Origin of the sequence: Brevundimonas sp., from assembly GCF_016463295.1 — a bacterium.
Taxonomy (GTDB): Bacteria; Pseudomonadota; Alphaproteobacteria; order Caulobacterales; family Caulobacteraceae; genus Brevundimonas.
Map to the genome: position 1 here is coordinate 1 of NZ_JAEMRO010000138.1, position 3,237 is coordinate 3,237.

At 67.8% G+C, this 3,237-nt stretch carries 4 protein-coding genes; 1 reads left to right on the forward strand and 3 read right to left on the reverse strand.

Annotated elements, in window-relative coordinates:
- Positions 1 to 113 precede the first annotated feature (113 nt).
- Entirely contained in the window at positions 114 to 932 is an 819-nt protein-coding gene (rlmJ, locus tag JHC81_RS14150) for a 23S rRNA (adenine(2030)-N(6))-methyltransferase RlmJ (protein ID WP_292175747.1), read from the reverse strand.
- Between the two features lie 90 nt (positions 933 to 1,022).
- Here rlmJ and JHC81_RS14155 point away from each other — a divergent pair, with 90 nt between their 5' ends.
- Positions 1,023 to 2,030, forward strand: coding sequence for a DNA topoisomerase IB (locus JHC81_RS14155; RefSeq protein ID WP_292175748.1), 1,008 nt, complete (start codon positions 1,023 to 1,025; stop codon positions 2,028 to 2,030).
- On the opposite strand, the gene JHC81_RS14160 is transcribed toward JHC81_RS14155, so the two are convergent.
- Positions 2,027 to 2,473 (reverse strand): opioid growth factor receptor-related protein, encoded by a 447-nt coding sequence (locus tag JHC81_RS14160; protein WP_292175750.1) that lies wholly within the window; start codon positions 2,471 to 2,473, stop codon positions 2,027 to 2,029. The two genes, JHC81_RS14155 and JHC81_RS14160, sit on opposite strands and share 4 nt — an antisense overlap.
- Positions 2,474 to 2,496: 23 nt before the next feature.
- Positions 2,497 to 3,237 (reverse strand): zinc-binding dehydrogenase (locus JHC81_RS14165; protein ID WP_292175752.1); only part of this gene is annotated, 741 nt, incomplete at its 5' end.

The following is a 3,237-nucleotide window of genomic DNA, read 5'->3' on the forward strand; positions in this document are numbered from 1 at the left end:
CCGGGCGACAGCCCGGCGCTCCGCCGGCCCATCCCACCTTCAACCGGCTGCGGGTCTCCGCAGGCGGGGATCGGACGTGCTCGGTCTTTGACATCCACGATCCGAAAGGATCGTCACATCATCCAGACTTCGGACTTCGCCCCCGCCTCGCCCAGCGTATCCACGACCCAGCCACATATCTCCTGGGCTGCCGCCTCGGCTCCGCCGAGCGGGTTCAGCACGACCATGGCACAGCCGTTCATCTTCATGGGATTGGTCAGGGGCCGCAACCGCGCCTCGGCCACCAGCACGCGCTGCGCCCCGACCTGGTCCAGCCGACGCAGGAAACCGTCGAAGGTCTCCATGTCCTTCAGCGGGGTCCAGATCGCCACGGTCGCCCGCGCATCGGCCTTAACAATGGCGGCCCCCGTGTCGGCGGCGCGGTGATAGTCGTCGGGCTTCTCGAACGGCGGATCGATAAGGACCAGCGGGCCGGGCGTGCGCTTCGCTTCGGCCACCGCCTGATCGAAGCCGTCGCCACCTTTGGCCTCGGCGGCCGCGAACGGCGCGAGCGCCTCGGTCAGCATCTCCAGAACAGGCGGGTTCAGTTCATAGCCGATATAGCGATCCTGCGGCCCCAGATGCCGGGCCATCAGCAGGGGCGAGCCGGGATAGAAGGTCACGCCGCCGTCCGGGTTCATCCCAGCGACCTCGGCGGCCAGGGCCTCGATCAGCGGCGGACGCCCCTCGGTCGCCATGAGGCGCGCGATTCCGGCCTCGGCCTCGCGTGACCGCGCCGCATCGCCGGTCAGGTCATACAGGCCCGCGCCCGCATGGGTGTCGATGACCGTGACCGGTCCCGACGCCTGGCGCCGCTCCAGCAGCCACAGCACCAGGGCGTGCTTGACCAGATCCGCGAAATTCCCGGCGTGAAAGCTGTGGCGATAGTTCATGGCCCCGCATCCCCCCGCTGGCCGCTGGGGTCAAGAGGAACCGCGCCGGGTCTTCGCCGTTCGGCCTGTCCGCACCGGACATCGCCCGACATGACCTCGACCGCCGACCATGACCTGATCCCCACCGGCCTGACCTGGTGCAGCGATGAGCATGCTGGCTTCAGTCGGGTTCGATCCGGCAAGGGGTTCTCCTATCGCGACAAGGACGGCGCGGTCATCAAGGACAGGGCGGTGCTGGACCGCATCCGCATGCTGGCCATCCCGCCGGCCTGGACCGACGTCTGGATCTGCCCCCAGGCGACCGGCCACATCCAGGCGACGGGCCGCGACGCCAAGGGCCGCAAGCAGTATCGCTATCACAACGACTGGAGCAGCCACGCCTCCCAGACCAAGTTCGAGCGCCTGCCCGCCTTCGCCCGCGCCCTGCCCCGGCTGCGCGAGCGGGTCGAGGCGGACCTGAACAGACGCGGCGTGTCGCGCGCCAAGGTGCTGGCCACGGCGGTGCGCCTCTTGGAGATCACCCTGATCCGCGTCGGCAATGCGCAATATGCCAAGGCCAACCGTTCCTACGGCCTGACCACCCTGAACAAGCGCCATCTGGAGGTGGACGGCACCCGACTGACCTTCGCCTTCAAGGGCAAGAGCGGGGTCGAGCATGCGGTGCGGGTTCAGGATCGGCGTCTGGCCACCGTGGTCCGATCCCTGCGCGAACTGCCCGGCCAGCAGCTGTTCAAATATCGCGATGCCGACGGCGACCTGTGCCCCATCACCTCGGACGACGTGAACGCCTATATCCGAGAGGCCATGGGCGAGGACTTTTCCGCCAAGGACTTCCGCACCTGGGCCGGGACCGTCTCGGCCGCCCGGGCCCTGCGCGATACGGAGGCCCCGACCTCGCCCACCGACGCCAAGCGCAAGATCACGGTATGCGTGAAGGCGGTGGCGGGGTTGCTGGGCAATACCCCGACCGTGTGCCGCAGCTCCTATGTGCATCCACAGGTGTTCGAACTGTTCGAAGCGGGCAAGCTGATGGACGTCCTGCCCGGCGCGGAGACCAAGGGCTTCGAGCCCGCTCTAATGAAACTGCTGAAGGCCTAGGCCGTGGTCCAGTAGCGGCGGCTGTCCACGCTGGCGGGGCGATCCGCCGCCTCGTCGAGCGCCAGGATCATGGCGCGAAACTCATCGGCCTCATCGTCGCCGCGCAGCAGGCGCAGGGACTTGATGATCCGCGTGATCCGCAGATGGTTGTGATCGTGCGGGACCAGCCAGTGGGTGTTGTGGCTGTAGAAGGCGCTCATCCGGTCCGTCGCGGCAGCCAGGGCGACCTGGCACATCCCGCAGGCCTGCACGTCCTCGACGTCCGCCGCGCTCAGGACCGGCGCGCGGCGGTTGGCCCCGGACGGCTCGGCCAGCGGGAACAGCCACTGGATGAAATCGTGGGTCCGTTCGATCGCCCGGTCGTCCATGGCCACCACGTCGAAGACCGTGCGGCCGGCTCCATCGGTGCCCGCTCCCTTCAGAAAATCGACGATGGCGGCCATGGCTGTTGCCGTACGGCGGGGCGTCAGGCCCTGGACCAGTCCAGCACCACCTTGCCCGACTGACCGGCCTTCATGACCTCGAAGCCCTTTTCGAAATCCTTGAACGGCATCTGGTGGGTGATCAGCGGCTCCAGGTCCAGACCGGCCTTCAGCAGGCCCAGCATCTTGCGCCAGGTCGTGAACATCTCGCGCCCATAGACGCCCTTGATGGTCAGGGCCTTCAGGATGATCGCGCCCCAGTCCGTCTCCATCGGCTTGGACGGAATACCCAGCAGGGCCAGGCCGCCGCCCATGATCAGGGTGTCGACGCACTGTTTGAAGGCGATGGGCGAACCCGACATCTCCAGTGCGACGTCGAAGCCGACCTTCAGGCCCAGCTCGTGCATGACGTCGTGCAGGTCTTCGCGTGTCGTGTTCACCGTCCGCACGCCCGGCGCGACCTTCTGGGCCAGCTCCAGACGGAAGTCGTTGATGTCGGTCAGGACGACGGTCCGCGCTCCGGCGTGGCGCGCCACGGCGGCGGCCATCATGCCGATGGGCCCGGCCCCGGTGACCAGCACATCCTCGCCCAGCAGGTCGAACTGCTGGGCCGTGTGCACGGCATTGCCGAACGGGTCCAGGATCGAGCCGATCTCATAGGGCACGTCGTCGGGCAGTTCGATCACGTTGAAGGCCGGGGCCACGACGAACTCGGCAAAACAGCCCTGGCGATTGACGCCGATGCCGCGGGTGTCGGGATCCAGGTGGAAGTGACCGGCGCGGGC